The organism is Terrisphaera buseokensis, assembly GCF_047521145.2.
Taxonomy (GTDB): domain Bacteria; phylum Verrucomicrobiota; class Verrucomicrobiia; order Opitutales; family Opitutaceae; genus ER46.
Window position 1 is genome coordinate 2,560,725 of sequence record NZ_CM134186.1, and the last position, 20,026, is coordinate 2,580,750.

Genomic DNA, 20,026 nt, shown 5'->3' on the forward strand with positions numbered 1-20,026 from the left:
GCTGCTGGCGGGATTCACGGGCGTCAGGGGCGCCGGTGCCGACGCGAAGATATTCAAGCCTCCAGCGCCCGCCGTGGGTGCGAACCGTTTTCTGGGTCGCTTCTGTCTGGATTGTCACGATGCGTCCGTGAAGAAGGGCGATGTGACGCTGGAGGCGTTCGATCCCGCGCGCGCGGCCGCCGATCCCAAACTGGGCGAACAGGTGATGAAGAAACTGCATCACCGCCAGATGCCGCCGCTCGGGGAGGAGCGGCCGGACGATGCGACCTATCGGAGCGTCGTCGCGCAAGTGGAAGCTGACCTCGATCGCGCGGCGGCGGCGGCGCCGAATCCGGGACGCACGGAGTCGTTGCGGCGGCTCAACCGGACTGAATATCAAAACGCGATCCGCGATTTGCTCGGGGTGTCGATCGATGCGACCACCTTGTTGCCGAACGACGAGCCGAGTCACGGCTTCGACAATGTCACGGTGGGCAATCTGTCGCCGACGCTGCTCGATCGCTACGTGATGGCGGCGCAGAAGATCGCCCGCCTCGCGGTCGGCGCGCCGCGCAAGGCGCCCGCGGGGGACACGATTCGCATCAAGCCCGACGTCACCCAGGAAGGTCACGTCGAAGGCCTGCCGCTCGGCACGCGCGGCGGCGCGTTGATTCCGTATACGTTTCCTCTGGACGGAGAGTATGAAATCCAGGTGCGTCTCGCCCGCGATCGCAACGAGCAGGTCGAGGGGCTCAAGCGGCCGCACGAGGTTGAGGTCCTGCTGGATCGCGCGCGCATCGCGCTGGCCACGGTCACGCCGCCGGGCAGCGACAAGAACGCCGAGGGCGTCGACGCGCATTTGAAATTCAGGGTGTCGGTCAAGGCCGGGCCGCGCGAGATTGGCGTCACCTTCATCAAGACGCCGACGTTGCTCCTCGAACTCGAGCGCGAGCCCTTTGTGGCGCGCTTCAACATGCACCGGCATCCGCGCACGGCGCCGGCGCTTTACCAGGTGTCGATCACCGGACCGTTTGAGGCCAGGGGGCCGGGCGACACGCCGAGCCGCCGGCTGATTTTCCGTCCGCTCGAGAATGGGGCGCACGCGGCCGCCACGGACGAGCGCAAGGCGGAGTTGGTGTTGACGCAGCTGCTGCGTCGGGCGTACCGCCGGCCGGTGACCGCCGAGGATCTCCGCCGGCCGCTGCAGTTTTTCCGCGAAGGCAGCGCGGAGGGTGCGGGCTTCGAGGCGGGCATCGAAAACGCCGTCAGTGCGATTCTCGTGAGTCCGCAGTTTCTCTTCCGCGTGGAAGCCGACCCGGCCGGGATCGCTCCCGGCACGGCGTACCGCATCAGCGATCTCGAACTGGCGTCGCGCTTGTCCTTCTTCCTGTGGAGCAGTCTGCCGGACGATGCGTTGCTGGATGCAGCGGTCCGCGGCGATCTGCGCCAGCCTGCGCTGCTCGAAGCGCAGATGCGCCGCATGCTGGCGGATGAGCGTTCGCGCAGCCTCGTCACCAACTTCGCGAGCCAGTGGCTCTATCTGCGCAACCTCGAGATCGTCACGCCCGACCTGCGGCGCTTCCCCAATTTCGACGACAACCTGCGCCAGGCGTTTCGGCGCGAGACCGAGCTGTTTGTCGAGAGCGTGCTGCGGGAGGATCGCAGCATCGCGGATCTGCTCTCGGCTGATTACACGTTCCTGAACGAGCGGCTCGCGAAGCACTATGGCATTCCGCACGTCTACGGGAGTCACTTCCGGCGCGTGTCGTTTACCGGTGACACCGCCCGCCAGCGCGGCGGTTTGCTGCGGCATGGCAGCATTCTCACCGTGACCTCGTACGCCACGCGCACGTCGCCGGTGATTCGCGGCCACTGGATTCTGGCGAACCTCGTGGGTTCACCGCCACCGCCGCCGCCGCCGAATGTGCCGGCGCTCGACGACAACACCGTGTCGGCGTCGCTGGGCATTCGCGAACGCCTCGCCGCGCACCGTGCCAATCCCGCGTGCGCGAGCTGCCACGACGTGATGGATCCCGTCGGTTTCGCGCTGGAAAATTTCGACGCCGTCGGTCGCTGGCGGACGGCCGAGGACAACAAGCCGATCGACTCCGCGGGTGGATTGCCGGACGGCAGCACCGTGGCCGGCGTGGCCGAACTCGAGCGCGGGTTGTTGCAGCGGCCGGAACTGTTTGCGGGCACGTTGAGTGAAAAGCTGCTGGTTTTCGCACTTGGACGGGGCGTCGAGTACTACGACGCGCCTGCGGTCCGGCAGATGGTGCGACGCGCGCAGGCCGACAACTATCGGTTTTCGTCCGTGATTCTAGGCATCGTGAACAGCACTCCGTTTCAAATGAGGAAATCCCCATGATTATCACGAAAAAGGCGCTACCCCGTCGGACCTTTCTGCGAGGCATGGGTGCCTCGCTCGCCCTGCCGCTGCTCGACGCCATGGTGCCGGCCGCCACGGCCGCGACCCGCACCGCGGCCACGCCCGTGCGCCGGCTCGGGTACGTGTTCATGCCGATGGGCTGTGACATCTCGCGGTGGACGCCGGGCGGCAGCGACGGCAAGCTCGGCGACCTTTCGCCGATCCTCCAATCGCTCGGTCCGGTCAGGGAGCACGTCACGGCGCTGACGAACATGGAACTGCGCAACGCCTACCCGGGTTCGCACGCGACGTCGAATTCGGCGTTTCTCAGCGCGGCGAAGGCGAAGCACACCGAGAGTTCGGATTACTATCTCGGCACGACCGCCGACCAGATCGCCGCGCAGCAGATCGGCCGCGAGACCCAGCTGCCGTCCCTCGAGCTCTCGATGGACATGCTGCAGACGACCGGCCAGTGCGACAACGGCTACGCCTGCGTTTATCAGAACAATCTCTCGTGGTCCTCGCCGACCACGCCGCTGCCGTCCGAGGCGCATCCGCGCATCGTGTTCGAGCGCCTCTTTGGTGAAGGCGGCAATCTCGCGGAGCGTCGCGCGGCGTTGCGCAAACGGGCCAGCCTGCTCGACTGGATCACCGAGGACATCGCCAGCCTCCAGCGGAAACTCGGTCCGGCTGACCGCGCCAAGGTGGCCGGTTATCTCGACACCGTGCGCGAGGTGGAGCGGCGGATTCAGAAGGCCGAGGCCGATGCCATGGAGAAGCCGCTCCCTGATCTCGATCGCCCGCTCGGCGTGCCGGCAGCGTACGCGGATCACGCGAAGCTCATGTTCGATCTCCAGGTGCTCGCCATGCAGGGCGACATCACGCGCGTGACGACCTTCCAGCTTGCGCGCGAGACCAGCAATCGCACGTATCCGGAAATTGGAGTGCCCGATCCGCATCACCCGCTGTCGCACCACGGCAACGACCCCGACAAGATCGCGCGCATGGCGAAGATCAACGCGTTTCACGTGTCGCTGTTCGCATACTTCCTCGAGCGCCTGAAGGCCACGCCCGAAGGCAACGGCACGCTGCTCGATCACTCGCTGCTCCTGTACGGCAGCGGCATCGGCAACCCGAACGTCCACGATCACACCAATCTGCCGATCCTCGTCGCGGGCGGTGCCGCCGGCGGCATGAAGGGTGGGCGCCACATCCGTTACAACGAGCCCGTCCCGCTTGCGAACCTGCATCTCACGCTCCTCGACAAGGTCGGGGTGAAGATCGATTCGTTTGCCGACAGCAACGGCAAGATCACGGAGTTGTTCACGCCCTTGAACGTGTGATGAACGGAATGAATTTTTTGGGACCGCGACCGCCCTCGGTCGCCCGGTGGCGGATGCGACCGGGGGCGGTCGCGGTCCGACAGACGCTGATGCTCGGCTGCCTGTGGGCACTCGCGCCGGGTGCCGTGTTGGCCGCGAACGCCCGCCTCGCTGACGCCATCGAGAAACAGGACGTCGCGGCGGTGCGTGCGTTGATCGGCGACAGCGACGTGAATGCTGCGCAGGTCGACGGCATGACGGCGTTGCACTGGGCCGTGCAGCACGACGATCTTGCGACGGCCCGGACGCTGATCGCGGCGCGGGCAAATCCCCAAGCCGAGAATCGTTATGGCGTCACTCCGCTTTCGATCGCCTGCACGAATGGCAATGCGGCCATGGTGACACTGGTGCTCGAAGCAGGCGCCGATCCGAATGCGGCGCTGCGCGGCGGCGAGACGCCCTTGATGACGGCGGCGCGCACCGGCCGGCTCGACGCGGTGAAGGCGCTGCTGGCCCGGGGAGCGGCGGTCAACGCCCGCCTGCCGCAAGGGCAGACGGCGTTGATGTGGGCGGCGGCCGACGGTCACACGGCGGTGGTGGAGGCGTTGCTCGAGGCGGGTGCGGAATTTCGCACGCCGCTCGCCTCCGGTTTCAGCCCGATGCTCTTCGCTGTTCGCAGCGGCCACACGGCAATCGTGCGGGCGCTGCTCAAGGCGGGAGCCGATATCAACGAGACCGCGCAGCCCGCGCGCAACGCCGCGAAGTATCTGCGCAAGGGCGCCAGTGCGCTTACGACTGCGATCGAGAACGGGCATTTTGAACTCGCCGCACTGCTGGTCGATCTTGGTGCCGACCCGGGTGACCTGCGGTCGGGTTATTCGCCGCTGCACATCCTCTGCTGGATCCGCAAACCAGACCGCGGCGAGGACGAAGGCGATCCCGTGCCGGAAGGATCGGGCAGGCTCACGAGCGATCAGTTAATCCGGAAGCTCGTGGCCAAAGGCGCCGACGTGAACGCGCGGCTCACGGGCGGTCCGTCCGGCGGCGGGCGCATCGCGCGAAAGGGATGCACGCCGTTCATGATGGCCGCCGACACGGCGGACACGGCCTACCTGCGTTTGCTGAAAGAGCTCGGGGCCGATCCCAATCTGACGAACGTGGATGGTTGCACGCCCCTGATGGCGGCGGCGGGCCTTGGCACGCGTTCCGCCGAGGAAGAGGCGGGCACGGACGAGGAAGCGGTCGAGGCGGTCGCGTACCTGTTAAGTCTCGGCGCCGACGTCAACGCGGTCTCGGACCAGGGCGACACGGGGATGCACGGCGCGGCCTTCGCCAATTTTCCGAAAGTGGTGAAGTTCCTCGACACGAAAGGGGCGAAAATCGAGGTGTGGAACCAGAAGAACAAACGCGGCTGGACGCCGCTGCTCATCGCCGAGGGACACCGGTACGGGAATTTCAAGCCGTCGTTCGAAACCATCGCGGCGATCAAGGAAGTCATGATCGCGCATGGCGTCACGCCGCCGCCGCCCACGCCGCCGGTGGCCGTCAAGGGATACGAACAGCGGTAGGCGGGCGAGGTTCGGTGTCACGGGGCCCTCGGTTTCAATCCGAGCGGCACTCCTTATCGCGCGCGCAGTCCGAGAAAGGTCGCGAGCTCACGCACCGCCGGCGCGGTCGGGCTGCGGCCCTCGACCCGGCGGGAAACAACGACCAGGCGGCGGAGCGTGCGATCAGCCTTGGGGTCCACGTGGCCGAGCAGCCGATCGCCCTGCATCACGGGCAACGCGTAGTAACCGCGAACGCGTTTGTGCGGTGGCGTGTAGACTTCCCACGTGTAGTCGAATTTCCACAACGCCGCCGTCACGCGTCGGTCGTAAATCAACGGATCGAGCGGCGCAATCAGCCGGGCGCGATCTGAAGCCGGAGGACAGGTTTCGCGGGTGACGTCATCGAGCAAACCGAGGTCGGACCGCAGGCAGAACAAGGGCGGGCAGTCGGGAACGGCGATGGGCTGGACCAAGTCCTCGACCAGCGGCAGTTCGTTTCGCTTGAGGGTTACCAGCCGGCGCTGCCGAAGTTTGAGGTGAACGATCCAGCGCGCCGTCTCCTCCGGACCCGGCTCGCGCCGCGCGAGCACCGCGGGCGGCAGTACGCGCTCGGGCAGATCGTAGAGACGGCGGTTGTGATCGCGGCCTGCGATCAGGACGCGGCCGTGGAAGAAGAGTTTTTGCAGCGTCGACTTGGCCAGGGAAAACGAGCCCCAGAGGGACTGGCGGGAGCGGCGGTCGTCGTCGATGTGGGACGGCTCCAGGGGCCCGCGGGTCGCGATCTCCTCCAGAATGCGCGCGGCCAGTTCGCGTTCGCGGGCCGTCAGTTTTCCCGACCACGCGCCGGAGTGACGCGTGCGGCGGTGCATCGCAGCGAGGAGGTGCGGCCAGGCGTCGAGCGGAAAGGCCACCAGGACGTGGCTGTCGGGCAGATGGTGCTCGAAGGCGACGCGCTCGAGTGCGGGCTGGGAAGTCTCCGCCCCGTGCACGTGCCGCATCAGATCGCCCTCACGGTAGCCGGCCACCCGGTGACGCAGGATGTGATCCTGCATGCGCCCGCAGACATTGATTGGGTCAATCTGGACGAAACCGTGGTGATCCAGGGCGGCGCCGATCCCGTTCACCGGGGCGTCGAGCAGAACCGCGCGCCGGTGAAAGCGGCGGGCGATTTCCGGCGGAAGCGCGAGCGCGGCGGGCAGCATGCGATGAAGCATGCGGGGACCGGCGGTGATTCAAGCCCCAACGGGCGAATCGCAACCGCGCGGGTGCGGACGCCGGAAAAATCGGTCGGCCGGACGCGGGCCGGAGGAAACGATCAGGCGGCCGCTTTGGGCTGCACGGCCTGGCGGCTCTTGCGCGTATCACCAATCTGGGCACAGAGCGCGGGCACGGTGCGGAGGATGATGGAAAGGTCCATGCCGAGGGAGCGCTTTTCCGAATACGTCACATCGAACTGAATCATCTCGTCGAAGGTCGTGCGGTTCTTGCCCGAAACCTGCCAGAGGCCGGTGAGGCCGGGCGCGCTGTTGAGGCGCTTGCGCTGCCAGCCGGTGTATTGTTCGAACTCGTACGGAATACAGGGACGCGGGCCGACGATGCTCATCTCACCGCGCAGCACGTTGATGATCTGGGGCAGCTCGTCGAGACCCGAGGCCCGCAGCAACCAGCCGCCGGGAATCAGGCGGGAGTCGCCCTTGGAATCGAGTTTCTGCATCGGACGCTTCGAGGCGACCAGCTCGGCGAAATGCGACTGGTGGCTCGAGGTGCTCGCGCCCTCGTGCATCGTGCGAAACTTGTAGAGCTTGAACCGGCGTCCCATGAATCCGACGCGCTCCTGCTGGAAGAAGATGGGACCGGGTGCGACGGTCTTGATGACCACCGCAGCGATCAGCGTGCACAGGGCGAAGAAGGGAAAGGCCACCAGGCAGCAGGCGATATCGAGCGAACGTTTCCACAACGGGAGAGCCACGATCGGCTTGGACTCCGAGCGACCCCAACGGATGGGAAGACTTTGAGAGTACATGGCGGGTGAAGCGCGATGATTGAACGGAAATGCGGAGCTGCGGGGAAAATGGGCGGACTTCTTGGTCTCGCCGACACTCGTTTTACTGGATTCGCAGTAGGGCATCGGTTGCTGCTGAGGACAAGACCCTAGAGGCTGTTGAAATGCGATGCTAAAAATTGAGTGAATACACTCAATCACGCACCTTTGGCCTACGTGACGCTACGCCCGGATAGGACCGCGGACGAAACGTCGGAGTGTACAAAACCCCGACGGGGAGTTTTCATTAGACCCATGATGTCAGTAATATAGGAAAAGCGGAGCGGGCCTTGGGATGTGATTTCCCGCCGAGAGGGAAGGCGGAAACGAGCGCTTGGGCTGCCCGCGGGAGGCATCTGCGGCTAATCTTCCCGAGGGATCTTTCGGGAAAATCCCGATACTCGTGTGGGGGGTATCGGCAGGCACCAATCAGGTCTATCGACTACCGGCAATGGGGCGGACGCCTTCGACGCACGCACCCAGCCCACGGGGCGCGGCCCGCGGTTTCCAAGCGGGAGCGGTCGGTGCATCCAGAAAACTTGGACGCAGCCGCAGGTGAAGTACTGCGGTTCCTCAGCGCGCCACGTCGGCCAGCAGGGCCTTCAGTTGTTTCGTGATCGCGGTGGACGCCTCGGTTTCGAGATAGCTGCTCCGCGCGCGCCACGTTTCGTAGCCGCCGAAACGATGGTGCTCCGGGGTGGGCAGGTAGCCATTGTAGCCGTTCGCGAGTGAAATGGTGAAGTGCTCCTCGAGCGGTTTGCTGGCCTTGAGATCGAGGCCGATCTCGACGAACACCTCGCACGGAATGGCCGCGATCGTGAGTCCGCCGATGCGGTGCGCCTGTAGTTTGACGGGCACGCTGGCGGGAAACGCGTCGAGCAGGATCGCCTCGCGCGCGTAGATGGCCTTGCGGTCGCTGAACTGGCCATCCTTGTCCCGGGGCGTGGTCTCCACGAGTTTCCGGGCGCGTTCGAGTTCCGGCGCCGAGGCTTTGCGCACACCCAGGGTGAGATCGGTTTCACGCGCGGCAAGCGGAACGCTGGCTTTCCAGACGAGCCGATCCCAGGCGCGCAGGGCGGCGTCGCCAACGCTGCGGGCCACCGCGTTGATCTGTTCGCCCGGGGCGCGACGCGGCGGCGTGGCGCCGGCGAAGTTCGCGTTGTTGATGTTGCCGCTGGTGCCGTTGCTCATGATGCCGACGAAGGCGGGCTTGCCGGCGTAGCGGGCATCGGTGGCGTGCAGGCGGCGGCCAATCTCACCGGCGAATGCACCAAAGTAGTCCGCTGAAATTGCCGGCGATCCGCCGACGTAGTGGAGACTGTAGTTGGCGAGGACGGCGAGCGGGCGTCCGTCGGAACGCGCGCGCGCGGCGAGGATGCTCACCTCGGGATCGACCGGACCGGCCGGCGCGCTGACGCGGGCGTTCTGGTAGCCGGGATTCATGAGCGCCCGGTCCGTTTTTGCGTCGAAGGGATTTTCAACGGACTGCTCCGGCTTCACGAACCAGCGGCGGTTGAACACCTGCGAGGGATCGCGATCCTTGCCCCACGCGATCTCGGCGGGTTCGAGATTGGCGTGCGCCTTGATCAGCGCCTCGGCGATGCGCGGCGGCAGGCTGCTCACGTACGCCGGATCCGGATCGCTTTGGAAAACACCCACCATCGTCGCGCAGCTGTGCGAGTGCGTCGCGCTGATCAGCAGGTGCGACGCCGGCACGCCGGTGGCCTTGGAGGCGATTATCTTCGCGGCTTCGCATACCTCGCGCGGAATCATGCACGCGTCCACCACACAGAATATGATCTCGGTGGCGCCCTCCTGCAGGGCGAAGGCCCGGGCGTGCATCGGGTCGGTGACGGTTGAGCTGAACGCGCCCTTCATGCCGCCATTGATGGGCGAGGGAAGCGTTCGCGGCGTGATGTCACTGGCAAACGCTCCGGCGCGAATGCCCCCGGAGGTGGCGGCGGACGCGGAGACAACAACGAGGCTGAGGGCGGCGAGGAGACGGAAGCGGGTGAACATGATCGAGGGTGAACCGGGTGGGGACGGCGCGCGGGGGCGGTATTCGGCCGTACGTTACAGCGACCAGCCCTTGCGGTAGTCGCGTTTGAGGAACTGATCGGCTGCGGGCGCGTTTTTCGCCCGCAGCGTCACGGGATCCCATTCGAGCTTCTTGCCGACGCGGAAGGCGACGTTGCCGAGGTGATTCGATTCGGTGAGCCAGCCGGAATAGTCGAAGTTCGCGAGCGCCTTGCCCTGCCCTTTGCACGCCGACACCCACTCCTGCCAATGGCTGACGGCCTTGGGGATCGTCGGCGCCGGGCGCACGAAGTCCGCAAACGATTTTTCCGGCAGCAGGACGTGCTTCGAATAGTCGGAGAGCAGCATGCCCTTGCTGCCGATGAACAGCACGCCGTTGTCCCATTGCGGTATGCCTTTTTCGGTCCAGATGGCGGGTTTGTCCTGACCCTGATGCCACGTGAGTTTCACCGGCGGGAGACTGCCGCGCGCGCCGAATTCATAGATGGCGCGCATGGTGGCGGGCGCGATCTCCGGATGAGCCTTCGGCCCGAACGCCTCGATGGTGAGCGGGGCTTTCAACTGCAGCGCCCAGAACGGGAGGTCGTTCCAGTGCGAGCCGAGATCGCTCATCGTCCCGTTGCCGAAATCCCACCAGCGATACCACTTGGGACCGGGAACGTAGACCTCGTTGAAAGGACGCTCCGGGGCCGGCCCGAGCCACAGATCCCAGTTCAAGCCGGCGGGAACCGGCATGCCGGCCGGACGCTCGGTCACGAACACGCGATCCTTGTTGGCGTCGGACGCTTCTTTGCTCTGCAGTCCCCAGGCGCGCGACACCCATACGTGGGCCTCGTGCACCGGGCCGATGGCGCCGCCCTGCACGAGCTCGACCACGCGACGATAGTTTTCTGTCGCATGCATCTGGATACCCATTTGCGTGACCACGCCCGCGGCGGCAGCGGCTTCGCGGATTTTCCGCGCCTCGTAGACATTGTGCGTGAGCGGCTTCTCGCAATAGACGTGTTTCTTGTGCTTCAACGCGAGCATCGTGGCGATCGCGTGCGTGTGTTCGCAGGTGCTGACGACGACGGCGTCGAACTCCGCGGCGTGATCGAACGCCTGGCGGAAATCGACCAGCTTGCGCGCCTTCGGGTGGTTGGCGGCCGCGGCGTCGTTGCGCTTCTCGTCCACGTCGCAGAACAGCACGAGATTCTCCGTGGCCAGCCCCTTGATGCTGGCGCCGCCGCGTCCGCCCGAGCCGATGATCGCGACGTTGAGTTTGCTGTTCAGGTTCTGCCCGCGGAGAAACGCGGGCGCGGACAGCACGGCGGCGGAGGCGAGGGCCTTCTGCGCGAACTGGCGGCGGGTCAGACGGGACGGGGTGGACGGAACGGAGGGCATGAGGGGTGGAGAAAGAAAAGGGCGTCGCGGTCGCGGAACTGAAAACGAAGGCCGGGGGCGCGGCAGCCGTGGTGAAAACGAAGCGGAGGCGTTGAGCGCGCGCGATTCGCGGGAGTTGAAAGTGAGCGGCCGGCCGGCCGGCGCAGAACGATGATCAAAGCCGGAACAGCCTCTTCGCGTTTTCGTAGAGGACTTTCCTCTCGACGGCCTTTGACGGCGAAAACTGCCGGACTTGCGCGATTTGGCGGGCGCCGGAGCAGAGGGCGAGATCGCCGGTCTTGTCGGAGCAGTCGCTGCCGTAGAGGAGTTTGTCCTGATGACGCGTGAAGAAAGCGCGCGCGTGTTCCGGATCGCGTTTAAACGCACCTTCGCCCGAGCCGGCGGAGAGGTCCGCGTACATGTTCGGGTAGTCGCGCAGATAGCGATCCGTGAGACCGCCGGCGGTGACCTTGCCTTTCGGATACAGGTTCTTCGGATCGTCGACGTTGGCCTGGTCGATGTTCGCCCACCAGGTCTGCGCGTGACCGATGAAATTCACCGTGGGGTATTTCTTGAGCATCGTGTGGAAGCGCTCGAACCCGTAGTTGTAGCTGCCCGCCTGCCAGTGCATCAGGATCGGAACCCGATAGGCCTCGGCCAGCTTGTAGAGCTGCTGGATTTCGGCCGAGTCGCATTGAACGCCGAACTTCTGTTCGCCGATGATCACGGCGCCGAGCTTCAGGTACTTCTCGACGACCGACGGCGCTTCGGCGAGGTCGCTGACTTCGTTGGCGCCAAAGACGAACTCGCCGGGAAACTGGCGTGCGAGTGCGACCACATCGTCGTTGCCGCTGACCGTGCCTTCGAGGCCGTTGGACCGCCCTTGGTGGGTCGACTCGCGCAGAATCTCGCGCCCGGCCGGCAGGAGAATCGTCGTCGTCACGCCCATGGCGCGCTGATGCGCGCGGAGTTCGTCGTGGCTGCGCGCCGGAAAAATCTGCCGCCACGCCGAGTCGCGGCGTCCACCGTAATTCGTGTGCTGGTGAATATCGATGATCGGCTCGGCGGAATTAACCGCGGCGCGGGCCAGCGGAGCAACCGCTAGGGCGGCGACCGAACGAACGAGGAAGTCACGCCGCGTGAGAGACAGGGGAGAGTTCATGAGGGCGGAGGGGACACCATGAACGGGGCGAATCGGGCGCGCGGGTGCAAGCGCGATCACCAAAGTGCGGCGGGTGGCGCGCCGCCGCGATCAACCGCGGCCGGAACCGCGCTTCATCAGGTCCTCGCGGGCTGATTCCAACCGGGCGCGTTCGGCGGCGGTGAGGCTGCCGATGCCGGACTTCGCGATCTTGTCGAGGAGCGAGTCGACCTCGGCCATCGTGGCCTTTTCCTTCGGCGTCTTCATCACCGCGGCGGGTTTTGCGGCCGGCAGATCGGGCAGGACGCGCAGCGCGGGCTTGCGTTTCCACAGCCGGATCCGGGGCAGGCTGAACGCGCCCTGCTCGTGGCGGACGAAGGCATGCGCGTAGGCGCAGGTCGACCACAGCAGGATGAGCGCGCTCCAGTTGCGCGAGGCCAGGGCCATGAGCGTGAAGATGCCGACGAGGATCAGCGCGGCCCAGCGGGCCAGCAGCGTGAAGAAGATCGGCATGTCCGGAAACTGGGTCGCGAAGGCCACGAACAGCGCGAGCGTGCCGGGCTGGCCCAGCAACGCGGTGGGTTTCAACAGGCCGACCAATGTGAGGACCACCGGCGGAAGGAGATAAATCCCGCCGTACAGCAGACCGAAGGTCCGGCGGCCGAACGTGCGCTCGAGTTCACGCCCGAACCAGACGAGCATCAGCATATCGAGGGCGAACTGGATGCTCGGGTAGTTGAAAAGCCCGTACGTGGCGAGGCGCCAGACCTGGCCGGCCCACACCTGCAGGCTCGAAAACGTCAGCCAGCCGATCACGCCGCTGATCATCTCGCCGAACAGCGCGGTCACGATCATCAACGCGCAATACACGATGACGATCAGGTGGGCCGTGTAGATCGGATACCCGCGCCAAGTGGTCACGGGTTGAAACTCTTCGGAGGGGCCGCCCCAGTCGCGATGTCCGTTCATGAGATCAGAACGTGGACGATGCCCCGCGGATCCGGCCGCTGCAAGTAGCGAGACACATTTGCGTGCGAAAGGATCCTCAAAAGCAGCGAAGCGGGATTGCGTCGTGGCAATCGTTGCGCCATCGAGTTCGCACGACGCGGGATTTCCCGCGGCCGGACGACGCTTTTCCCCCATGATTACTCCCCGTTGTTTTCTTCCCGTGCTCGCGCTTGCGGTCGCACCTCTGCTGCGCGCCGAGCTGAAGCTTCCCGCCATCATCGGCGATCACATGGTGCTGCAGCAGAAGCAGGCCAATCCGATCTGGGGCTGGGATACACCCGGAACCAAGGTGACCGTGGCCTTTGCCGGCCAGACGCACACGGCGACGGCGGGCAGCGACGGCCGCTGGACGGTCAAGTTGCAGGCGGTTGCCGCCACCGCCAAACCGCAGACCATCACCATCAACGCCTCCTCGAAGCGGGAGATTCAGGACGTGCTCGTGGGCGAGGTCTGGATGTGTTCCGGCCAGTCCAACATGCAATGGTCGCTCGGCCAGACTTACACCGGCGATCTCGAGGGCGCAGGCGCGAATCGTCCGACCCTCCGCATCGTGTCCGTCCCGCAGGTCGGGACGCAGGAGTTGAAGACGGACTTCAAGGGCCAGTGGGAGGTGGCGAACCCCGAAAATGCCAAGGCGTTCAGCGCGATCGGCTATCTCTACGGCCGCTATTTGCACGATATCCTGAATGTTCCGGTGGGCCTGATCGACAACGCTTGGGGCGGTTCCGCGGCCGAGGCGTGGATTCGGCGCGAGACCATTGAAAAAGACAGCCGGTTCGCGGCGCTCATGGAGTCGACGCGCAAACGGGAGACGGATATGCAGTCCGCAAAGGGCAAGGCTGACTTCGAGGCTGCGCAGGCGAAGTGGAAGGTTGACAGCGAGAAGGCCAAGGCCGCCAAGAAAGCCGGCCCGAATCCGCCGACCAACTGGCTGACGGGCAACGCGCGGCCGGGAAATATTTTCGCCGGCGTGGTGCATCCGACGCTGGGATACGGCATCAAGGGCGTGATCTGGTACCAGGGTGAATCAAACGCCGGCCGCGCCTACGAACACGCGACGCTGTTTCCCTTCCTGATCGAGCAATGGCGCAAGGAGCAGGGGCAGGGCGATTTTCCGTTCTATTGGGTGCAACTCGCCGACTACCGGCCCGAAAAGCCCGAGCCCGGCGAAAGCGACTGGGCCGAACTGCGCGAGACGCAGACGAAAACGCTCGCGCTGCCCAACACCGGCCAGGCCGTCATCATCGACATCGGCGAAGGCCGCGACATTCATCCGCGCAACAAGTACGACGTCGCGTCCCGCCTCGTGCGCTGGGCCCTGGTGAAGGACTACGGAATGAAGTTCCCGTATCGGAGTCCCGAGTACAAGAGCGTCGCCATCGCCGGCAACACGGCCACCGTCACGATCGACTGCTTCGGCAGCACTCTGCGCACGTTCGACGTCACCGAGGCAAAGGGCTTCGCGGTGTGCGGCGCCGATCGCGTCTGGCATTGGGCGACCGGCAAGGTCATCGCCCCCGACAAGGTCGAGGTCTCGAGCGACCAGGTCGCGGCACCCGTCGCGGTGCGCTACGCCTGGGCTGACAATCCGGTGTGCAATCTGTTTTCGAGCGACGGCCTGCCGGTGACGCCGTTCCGCACCGACACGTTTGACATGACCACGAAGCCGAAGCCGGTGGCGGCAAAGTAAGGTGTGCCGTCGCCCGCTGCGCTCGTGCCCGTCGGTCAGGGCGGGACCGCGGATGTCGCTGATTGCACGGATGGGATAACTTTCCGTGCGATCGATGAAATCTGCGATTAACCGGCCGGCGGGAGCTGCGCCGAAAGGTGCCCGAGTTCGTTTCTGTTGGTATCATCTATGGTCTTCTCCCCAACGCCTCATCTCCATGCCCACGACCCTCGTTTCCCGGTTGCAAGCGGCCCTCACGTTTGTGGCCCTGGCCGCTCCGCTCACGGCGCAAACCCCGGCGCCTGACGCGATTTTTCACAGTGGAAAAGTCCTCGCGGTCGACGCCGGTTTCACGGTGCACGAGGCTTTCGCCGTGCGCGGCGGTCGCATCGTGGCGGTCGGTCGCACGACTGAGATGCGCGCGCTGGCGCAGGCCCAAACCGCCCAGCACGACCTCGGCGGGCGCATGGTGTTGCCCGGCCTGATCGATTCGCACGTGCATGCGCCGGCCGCGGCGATGTTCGAATTCGATCACGAGATTCCCTCGATGGAGACCGTGCAGGACGTCCTCAACTACATCCAGGCGCGCACGCGGGTCGTGCCGGAAGGGAAGTGGATCCAGACGCAGCAGGTGTTCATCACGCGGCTGAAGGAGGAACGTTTCCCGACGCGCGCCGAACTCGACGCCGTGGCACCGAAGCATCCGGTTTCGTTTCGCACCGGTCCTGACAACATGCTGAACACGCTCGCCCTCGCGGCGTGCGGCTTCGACCGCAACTACGTCGTCAAGGACGGCGGGCCGGGTTATCTGGAAAAGGACGCCCAGGGCGAGATTACCGGCCTCGCGCGGGGCATGTCGCGTTTCATTCGCACAACGGCGGAACGGAAGGCCACCGACGCCGACCACCTGCGCCGGCTGCGCGAATTGTTTGCCGACTACAATCGCATCGGCATCACCGCCGTCGCCGATCGCGGTGCGGCCCCCGAGTCGATGAAGCGTTACCAGACCTTGCGCGACCGTGGCGAACTCACCGTGCGCATGGCGATGTCGCAGACGTTTCCCACTGTTGGTTCGATGGAATCGATCCTGGGCGCGATCGATCAGATTGCGGCCAACCCGCTCCGCCGCGAGGATGCCTGGTTGCGGCTCATCGGCACGAAGGTGTGGCTCGACGGCGGCATGCTCACCGGCAGCGCCTACATGCTGCAGCCGTGGGGCCGCAGCGAAAAGTACGGCATCCGTGACGACGCGTATCGCGGCGTCCTCAACATCCCGCCGGACCGGCTGCTCGAAATGGTCCGCCGCGTCGCGAAACACGGGCTGCAGTTCACCGCGCATTCGGTCGGTGATGGTGCCGTCACCGAACTCGTGCGGGCCTACGAAGGCGTGAACCGCGAGATCCCGATCCACGACCTGCGCATGGCGATCACGCATTCGAACTTCATGACGCCGGAGACCATCAAGGCCTCCGCCCGGCTCGGGGTCGTGCTCGATATCCAGCCGATCTGGCTCTTCCTCGATACGCGCACGCTGGTGAATCAGTTTGGCTACGATCGGCTGCGCTACTTCCAGCCGCTGCGGACGATTCTGGCGGCGGGCGGAAAGATCGGCGGCGGCTCGGATCACATGCTCAAGATCGGCGACATGCGCGCGATCAATCCCTACAATCCCTTCCATGCGATGTGGACCACGGTGACGCGCTCCGCGAAGTGGTACGAGGGCCGGCTGCATCCGGAGGAAGCCCTGACGCGGCGGGAGGCCATCGAGTTTTACACCCGCAACAACGCCCACCTGATTTTCTGGGAAAAGGAGATCGGCTCGCTCGAGCCAGGAAAGCGGGCCGACTTCATCGTGGTTGACCGTGACTTGCTGACCTGCCCCGAAAACGACCTGAAGGACACGCGCGTCCTCCAGACCTGGGTCGAGGGCCGGAAGGTGTTTCAGCAGTAGTCGAAATGGCGCGTCGGGCGCTCCTGACGGCGAACCGGGTGCCCCGGCGACTTTCCGTTTGCTCCCCCTGCGCGGGCGCGCCACGGTGCGCGGTTCCGTTCCATGAGCGACATTCCCACCGACATCTCCCACGACCAGCATGCCGTCCGCCGCCAGAAGCTGGCCGACATGCGGGCGGCGGGCACCGATCCCTTCCGCGCAAATTTCGCGACGACGCATTTCTCGGGTGACGCGCTCAAATCGTACGTCGATGGCCAGGAGAACACGGTCACGGTGGCGGTCGCGGGTCGGCTGGTGGTCATCCGCGACATGGGCAAGAGCCAGTTCGTCAAGATTCTCGACCAGCAGGGCCAGATTCAGCTGTACGTGAAGAAGGACGTCATCGGCGACGACGCCTACGCGGCCTTCAAGAAGCTCGATCTCGGCGACATCATCGGGGCCAAGGGTACGCTGTTCAAAACGAAGACCGGGGAGGTCACGGTGCGCGTCGACGCGTACGTCCTCGTGGCGAAGGCGCTGCGACCGCTGCCTGAAAAATGGCACGGGCTCAGCGATCCGGAGCAGGTGTACCGGCAACGTTATCTCGACGTAATCGTCAACGCCGAGTCGCGCGCGCGGCTGATGCTGCGTTCCCGCGTGGTGTCGCACATCCGGCGCTTCCTCGAGGATCGCAAGTTCATCGAGGTCGAGACGCCGGTGCTCGAGGCGACGGCGGGTGGTGCCGCGGCGCGGCCGTTTGTCACGCACCACAACGCGCTCGATGTGGATTTCTTCCTGCGCATCGCGACCGAGCTCCGGCTCAAGCGCATGCTCGTCGGCGGCTTCGATCGCGTGTTCGAGATCGGCCGGATTTTCCGCAACGAAGGCGTCTCCCGCCGGCACAATCCCGAGTTCACGATGCTCGAGGTCTATGAGGCCTACAGCGATTACCGCGGGATGATGAAACTCATCCAGGACCTGCTGACGTCGCTTTGTCGCGATGTCCTCGGCACGACGACGATCAAGCACGCTGCGAGTGGCCAGGACATCGAGTTTGGCGGCACGTGGCGCGAGGTGCGTTACAAGGATCTGATCGCCGAGGCGACGGGCGAGTCCGGCTGGTTCGGCCTGCCCAAGGCGGAGAAAATCGCGAAGGCGGAGGCGCTCGGCCTGTCGATCGCTCCGTCGTGGGAGGAGTTCGAAATCACGAATGAGATTTTCTCGAAGAAGATCGAGCCGACGCTCATCCAGCCGACCTTTGTCACGCACCTGCCGAAGGAGCTGTGCCCGCTGGCCAAGTTGAACGCCGACGATCCCTCCGTGCTCGACGTGTTCGAGCTCACGATCGGCGGCATGGAAGTGGCGCCGGCGTATTCCGAACAGAATGACCCGGACGTGCAGCGCCAGATGTTCGAGGCGCAGGCCGGGGAGGAGAAGCAGAACATCGATTACGATTTCCTCCTCGCGCTCGAGCACGGCATGCCGCCGGCCGGCGGCATGGGCGTGGGCATCGATCGGTTGTGCATCCTGCTCACCGGAGCCGAAAGCATCCGCGACGTGATTCTTTTCCCGCAACTGCGGCCCGGTGCCTGACCCGTGCGGGAGGCGGATTTTGGATCCTAATTCGAAATCCGTCCTCCGAAATCCGCAACCGTCCCGATGCCCTGGTATTTCTACCTCGCCCTGAAGCAGCTGTTTCCGACGGGGCGGCGTTTTCCGTTCTTCACGGCGATCTCCATCCTGGGCGTGGCGCTGGGTGTCATGGTGCTGGTGATCGTCACGAGCGTGATGGGCGGTTTCGGCTACGAACTCCGCCGGATGATTGTGCAAACGGAGGGCGAGGTGCAGGTGAAGTCGAACGAGCTGATCGAGGACGTGACAGGGATTCTGCGCACGGTCCGCGCGGTGCCAGGCGTGGCCGGTGCAACGCCGTTTGCGGCCGGTCCGGTCATGGTTCTCGCCGGCGGACGCCCGGCTTTCCCTATGTTTCGCGGCCTCGATTTGGACTCGGTGGAAAGCGTCGCGAATCTCCAGCGTTTCATTCACGCGGGCACGCTCGCGGATCTCGACGACGATTCGATCATCCTCAGTGCGCTGGTGGCGCAGGAGATCAACGCCCGTCTCGGAGACCTGGTTACCATCACGTCGCCGTTGCTGATTGAGAAGCTGAACAGCGACGAGATTTTCCTGCCGAGAAAGTACCGCGTCGTCGGCTACTTTGAGATCGGGCACCAGCACCTGGACAGCAGCACGATTTACGGCACGATGCGCGCGGCGCAGGAAATCTACGGACTCGGTTCACGCGTGCACGGCATCAACATCCGGCTGCAGCCGGGGGTGAATGAGGAGGACGCGGTCGTACGCCTGAATCAGATCCTTCCGCCCCGCGTGCGCGCGTATTCGTGGACCAAAAGCTGGGAGAGTTTCCTGTGGGTGCTCCAGCTCGAGAAGACGATCAACTTCTTCCTGCTGCTGTTCATCGTGATCATCGCGGCGTTTTCCGTGATGAGCTCGCTGCTGATTTCGGTGGTGCGCAAGACGCGCGAGATTGGCCTGCTTGGCGCGCTCGGAGCGCGCACGCGCGATGTTGCGCTTTGTTTCTGCAGCCAGGCCTTCGTGATCGGTGTGGCGGGCACGGCGGTGGGCGTCGCTCTCGGCTTCGGCGTGCTGGCGATCCGGAATCCCCTCGTGCACGGCATCGCGGCGCTGCTGAACCGCCAGGACACGCTGCGGCAGTTCTACCAGTTCACCGATCTTCCGTCGCATCCCGCGCTCAACGACATCGTGTTGATCGTGGTGATGGCGATTGTGATCTCGACGCTCGCCGGGCTGCTGCCGGCATGGCGTGCGGCGAAACTCAAACCGGTGGAGGCGTTGCGCAGTGAATAACGGCCCGATCAGCTCCACGTTTCCGGCGACCGGGGCCGGACCGGTGCTCCGCGCGGAAGCGCTGCGTAAAACCTACTTGAGCGGCAGCCAGCGCCTCGAGGTGTTGCGCGATGTGACCATGACCGTCGCAGCAGGGGAGAGCGTTTCGATTCGCGGCGAGTCAGGTTCAGGCAAATCGACGCTGCTCAACTTGCTCTCCGGTCTAGATACGCCGGATACGGGCACGATTCACTGGGCGGGCGAGCGGCCCGCGCCGGAGCGGCGCGCGCTGTTTCTCGGGATGGTCTTCCAGTCCTTCTACCTGATTCCAGAACTCGACGCGGAGCAGAACGTGCTCATGGCGGCGCGAGTGCATCGCCGGCCAGGCACCATCGAGCGGGCGCGGGCAAAAGACTTGCTCGCCCGCGTGGGCTTGGCGGATCGGGCGGCGCATCTGCCCATGCAGCTTTCCGGTGGTGAACGTCAGCGCGTGGCCGTTGCGCGGGCGTTGATGAATTCGCCCAAGCTGCTGCTGGCTGACGAGCCGACGGGCAATCTCGACGAGCGGACCGGGGATGCGGTGATCGAGTTGCTGCTCACGCTCTGTCGCGAAACCGGTACGGCGCTCGTGCTGGTGACTCACAACGTCGCGCACGCGCAGAAGACCAATCGGAGCCTGTTTCTCCATGATGGCGTGTTTCGCTGACTCGCGACCTTTCCGACTGCAGGCCAGCCCCTGCGAGCGCCGATTCCG

14 protein-coding genes are annotated in these 20,026 nt (G+C 65.1%); 8 read left to right on the top strand and 6 right to left on the bottom strand.

Annotation, left to right across the window (positions count from 1 at the left end; all coding sequences use genetic code 11):
• Nucleotides 1-73: 73 nt before the first annotated feature.
• From ACLJEU_RS09325 to ACLJEU_RS09335, 3 genes are read left to right on the top strand one after another with little or no spacing between them, the layout of a single operon-like run.
• Nucleotides 74-2,347 (top strand): DUF1592 domain-containing protein, encoded by a 2,274-nt coding sequence (locus ACLJEU_RS09325; RefSeq protein WP_457795365.1) that lies wholly within the window; start codon nt 74-76, stop codon nt 2,345-2,347.
• On the top strand, nt 2,344-3,690 hold the full coding sequence (locus tag ACLJEU_RS09330; RefSeq protein ID WP_414662341.1) for a DUF1552 domain-containing protein: 1,347 nt from the start codon (nt 2,344-2,346) through the stop codon (nt 3,688-3,690). Before ACLJEU_RS09325 ends, ACLJEU_RS09330 begins: the two co-directional genes overlap by 4 nt.
• A gap of 8 nt (nt 3,691-3,698) precedes the next feature.
• The gene (locus ACLJEU_RS09335; protein ID WP_414662342.1) at nt 3,699-5,237 is read left to right on the top strand and encodes an ankyrin repeat domain-containing protein; all 1,539 of its coding nucleotides are present in this window, start codon (nt 3,699-3,701) and stop codon (nt 5,235-5,237) included.
• 53 nt (nt 5,238-5,290) lie between these two features.
• On the opposite strand, the gene ACLJEU_RS09340 is transcribed toward ACLJEU_RS09335, so the two are convergent.
• The 6 genes from ACLJEU_RS09340 to ACLJEU_RS09365 form a co-directional block, all read right to left on the bottom strand.
• Nucleotides 5,291-6,430 (bottom strand): DNA glycosylase AlkZ-like family protein, encoded by a 1,140-nt coding sequence (locus tag ACLJEU_RS09340; protein ID WP_414662343.1) that lies wholly within the window; start codon nt 6,428-6,430, stop codon nt 5,291-5,293.
• Nucleotides 6,431-6,531: 101 nt separating this feature from the next.
• The gene (locus ACLJEU_RS09345; protein ID WP_414662344.1) at nt 6,532-7,239 is read right to left on the bottom strand and encodes a sugar transferase; all 708 of its coding nucleotides are present in this window, start codon (nt 7,237-7,239) and stop codon (nt 6,532-6,534) included.
• A 591-nt stretch (nt 7,240-7,830) separates the two neighbouring features.
• Entirely contained in the window at nt 7,831-9,276 is a 1,446-nt protein-coding gene (locus ACLJEU_RS09350; protein WP_414662345.1) for a hypothetical protein, read from the bottom strand.
• A gap of 54 nt (nt 9,277-9,330) precedes the next feature.
• On the bottom strand, nt 9,331-10,677 hold the full coding sequence (locus ACLJEU_RS09355; protein ID WP_414662346.1) for a Gfo/Idh/MocA family protein: 1,347 nt from the start codon (nt 10,675-10,677) through the stop codon (nt 9,331-9,333).
• 154 nt (nt 10,678-10,831) lie between these two features.
• A complete protein-coding gene (locus tag ACLJEU_RS09360) occupies nt 10,832-11,818 on the bottom strand; it encodes an amidohydrolase family protein (RefSeq protein ID WP_414662347.1) in 987 nt (328 codons plus the stop codon).
• Between the two features lie 90 nt (nt 11,819-11,908).
• Entirely contained in the window at nt 11,909-12,766 is an 858-nt protein-coding gene (locus tag ACLJEU_RS09365; RefSeq protein ID WP_414662348.1) for a rhomboid family intramembrane serine protease, read from the bottom strand.
• Between the two features lie 172 nt (nt 12,767-12,938).
• Here ACLJEU_RS09365 and ACLJEU_RS09370 point away from each other — a divergent pair, with 172 nt between their 5' ends.
• From ACLJEU_RS09370 to ACLJEU_RS09390, 5 genes are all read left to right on the top strand, one after another.
• Complete coding sequence (locus ACLJEU_RS09370; RefSeq protein WP_414662349.1) at nt 12,939-14,495, top strand: sialate O-acetylesterase; 1,557 nt, start codon at nt 12,939-12,941, stop codon at nt 14,493-14,495.
• 196 nt (nt 14,496-14,691) lie between these two features.
• Nucleotides 14,692-16,425 carry an amidohydrolase gene (locus ACLJEU_RS09375; RefSeq protein ID WP_414662350.1) on the top strand — a complete coding sequence of 578 codons (1,734 nt, stop codon included), beginning with the start codon at nt 14,692-14,694 and terminating at the stop codon, nt 16,423-16,425.
• Nucleotides 16,426-16,527: 102 nt separating this feature from the next.
• On the top strand, nt 16,528-17,997 hold the full coding sequence (gene lysS, locus ACLJEU_RS09380; protein ID WP_414662351.1) for a lysine--tRNA ligase: 1,470 nt from the start codon (nt 16,528-16,530) through the stop codon (nt 17,995-17,997).
• A 66-nt stretch (nt 17,998-18,063) separates the two neighbouring features.
• A complete protein-coding gene (locus ACLJEU_RS09385; protein ID WP_414662352.1) occupies nt 18,064-19,293 on the top strand; it encodes an ABC transporter permease in 1,230 nt (409 codons plus the stop codon).
• Entirely contained in the window at nt 19,286-19,978 is a 693-nt protein-coding gene (locus ACLJEU_RS09390) for an ABC transporter ATP-binding protein (RefSeq protein WP_414662353.1), read from the top strand. Before ACLJEU_RS09385 ends, ACLJEU_RS09390 begins: the two co-directional genes overlap by 8 nt.
• Nucleotides 19,979-20,026 lie beyond the last annotated feature (48 nt).

Coding starts and splice junctions, on each gene's coding strand:
- ACLJEU_RS09330 (WP_414662341.1), top strand. CDS start 2,344: ATGATTATCACGAAAAAGGCGCTACCCCGTCGGACCTTTCTGCGAGGC.
- ACLJEU_RS09335 (WP_414662342.1), top strand. CDS start 3,699: ATGAATTTTTTGGGACCGCGACCGCCCTCGGTCGCCCGGTGGCGGATG.
- ACLJEU_RS09340 (WP_414662343.1), bottom strand. CDS start 6,430: ATGCTTCATCGCATGCTGCCCGCCGCGCTCGCGCTTCCGCCGGAAATC.
- ACLJEU_RS09345 (WP_414662344.1), bottom strand. CDS start 7,239: ATGTACTCTCAAAGTCTTCCCATCCGTTGGGGTCGCTCGGAGTCCAAG.
- ACLJEU_RS09350 (WP_414662345.1), bottom strand. CDS start 9,276: ATGTTCACCCGCTTCCGTCTCCTCGCCGCCCTCAGCCTCGTTGTTGTC.
- ACLJEU_RS09355 (WP_414662346.1), bottom strand. CDS start 10,677: ATGCCCTCCGTTCCGTCCACCCCGTCCCGTCTGACCCGCCGCCAGTTC.
- ACLJEU_RS09360 (WP_414662347.1), bottom strand. CDS start 11,818: ATGAACTCTCCCCTGTCTCTCACGCGGCGTGACTTCCTCGTTCGTTCG.
- ACLJEU_RS09365 (WP_414662348.1), bottom strand. CDS start 12,766: ATGAACGGACATCGCGACTGGGGCGGCCCCTCCGAAGAGTTTCAACCC.
- ACLJEU_RS09370 (WP_414662349.1), top strand. CDS start 12,939: ATGATTACTCCCCGTTGTTTTCTTCCCGTGCTCGCGCTTGCGGTCGCA.
- ACLJEU_RS09375 (WP_414662350.1), top strand. CDS start 14,692: ATGCCCACGACCCTCGTTTCCCGGTTGCAAGCGGCCCTCACGTTTGTG.
- lysS (WP_414662351.1), top strand. CDS start 16,528: ATGAGCGACATTCCCACCGACATCTCCCACGACCAGCATGCCGTCCGC.
- ACLJEU_RS09385 (WP_414662352.1), top strand. CDS start 18,064: ATGCCCTGGTATTTCTACCTCGCCCTGAAGCAGCTGTTTCCGACGGGG.